This is a genomic window from Trinickia sp. (assembly GCF_036503415.1).
GTDB lineage: Bacteria > Pseudomonadota > Gammaproteobacteria > Burkholderiales > Burkholderiaceae > Trinickia.
Genome location: NZ_DASXWY010000102.1, coordinates 1 through 1676, shown reverse-complemented (window position 1 = coordinate 1676; position 1676 = coordinate 1). Strand labels below are relative to the sequence as shown.

Annotated in this window: 2 protein-coding genes; one reads left to right on the top strand and one right to left on the bottom strand. The window is 62.6% G+C overall.

The window, feature by feature from the left end:
• Positions 1 to 148: 148 nt before the first annotated feature.
• A complete protein-coding gene (locus VGL01_RS14005) occupies positions 149 to 301 on the bottom strand; it encodes an aa3-type cytochrome c oxidase subunit IV (RefSeq protein ID WP_331570261.1) in 153 nt (50 codons plus the stop codon).
• Between the two features lie 192 nt (positions 302 to 493).
• Between VGL01_RS14005 and VGL01_RS14000 the strand changes: the two genes are divergently transcribed.
• Complete coding sequence (locus VGL01_RS14000) at positions 494 to 1651, top strand: IS4 family transposase (protein WP_331570266.1); 1158 nt, start codon at positions 494 to 496, stop codon at positions 1649 to 1651.
• Positions 1652 to 1676 lie beyond the last annotated feature (25 nt).

Sequence of the window (1676 nt, the reverse complement as noted above, 5' to 3'; positions counted from 1 at the left end):
CACCAGATCATAAAGTTGCTGGTGTCCCTTTGATTCCGAAGTTCGCACTCGAGGTCGCCGAAACACTGAGCGAACTTCGGAATCGGGACACCAGTGAGGACGATACAACGCCCCAAGTGCCCGTCGGGCGGACCGCGACGCGCGGGCTTCAGACGCGAAAATAGGCCATCAGGCAGAGGATCAGGACAATGACGATAAGATGCCACTTCAGCAGCTTGAGGAACGTTTTGTAGGTGCCCTCGTGCGCCTCGTAGTCGTTGCCCGAGGCGGTCGCGTACTCGACCGTGCCGTGAGTGGCCATTGCGATTCTCCGATGCTTTTCCGAGCGGGAATTAGCGCACTTACGGAGCTAGAGCAACGAGTCTTCATCCGCTCATTCCCGCGCAAGCGCAGGGTTGTCCGGGGAATGATTCACCATGTCGCAGTGCATGCCCGGCCCGCCGGCATGTACCGGTTCTTTCTGGTTGTCGAGACACAGAAAGAAAGGCCGGGCATGCGGTTTAGCAATAGCATCTTCGCCACGCTGCTGAAAGCGATCGACCGGCGGCGGTTCGCCGCTTTTGTCGAGCGGCACGGAGGCGACGACTACGACAAGTCGTTCCGCAGTTGGGATCACTTGGTCGCGCTGGTGTTCGCGCAGCTTGCGCAGGCGGACAGCCTGCGCGGGCTGGTCGCAGTCTGGAATGCGAACGCCCATCATCACTATCATCTCGGCACTGCCGCGCTGTGCAAGTCGACGCTCTCGGACGCCAATGCGCGTCGTCCGGTGGCGGTGTTCAGCGACACCTTTGCGCATCTATCCGCGCGTGCCGGGCGCGTGCTGCGGCGGGAAGGCGCCGAGATGCTGCGTCTGCTCGATGCGACGCCGATTCCGCTCGGCCGGCTCATCGATTGGGCCGGGTGGAATGGGCGTACACATGGGCTCAAACTGCACGTCGTCTACGATCCGGCCGCCGATCATCCGCAGCGGATCGAGGTGAGTCGGTCCAACGTCAATGACATCACCGTCGCGCAGGACATGCCGATCGAAGCCGGCGTCACCTACGTGTTCGACAAGGCTTATTGCAATTATGCCTGGTGGACGCGCATTCACGACGCCGGATCGGTCTTCCTCACCCGCCGCAAGACGAACGCGCGCTTGCGCGTGACGCGTCGCCGGGGCCTGCGCAAGCAGCTTGGCGACGGCTTTAAGGTGCTGGACGACGCCGAGGTGCGGCTTACGACCCAAGGCCGGCGCAAGCTGGCAATCCCGATGCGGCGCATCCGCATCAAACGCGACGACGGCGGCACGCTGACGCTGATCACCAATGACCTGCAGCGACCGGCGCTGGAAATCGCCGCGCTCTACAAAAGACGCTGGCAGATCGAGCTCTTGTTCCGCTGGCTTAAGCAGCACCTGAAGCTAAGCAAGTTCATCGGCCGCTCGGAGAACGCGATCCGCTTGCAGATCGTCGCGGCAATGATCGCCTATCTCTTGTTGCGCATTGCCGCGGCCCTGAGCCGCACCGGCTTGAGCGCGATCCGCTTCGCCGAGCTCGTCGGCGGCACCCTGTTCGTCCGCAAGCCGCTCGCGCGCATCGACAAGCCTCCCGAGGTCAATCCCTCGCATCGACGACCCGACCCCAACCAACTCGAGTTCTGCTATGCCTGAACTTCCCCGGACAGCCCTGCGCGAA

Bases quoted from the DNA above. Each gene is read 5' to 3' on its own strand.
- VGL01_RS14000 (WP_331570266.1), top strand. From the start codon at position 494: ATGCGGTTTAGCAATAGCATCTTCGCCACGCTGCTGAAAGCGATCGAC.
- VGL01_RS14005 (WP_331570261.1), bottom strand. From the start codon at position 301: ATGGCCACTCACGGCACGGTCGAGTACGCGACCGCCTCGGGCAACGAC.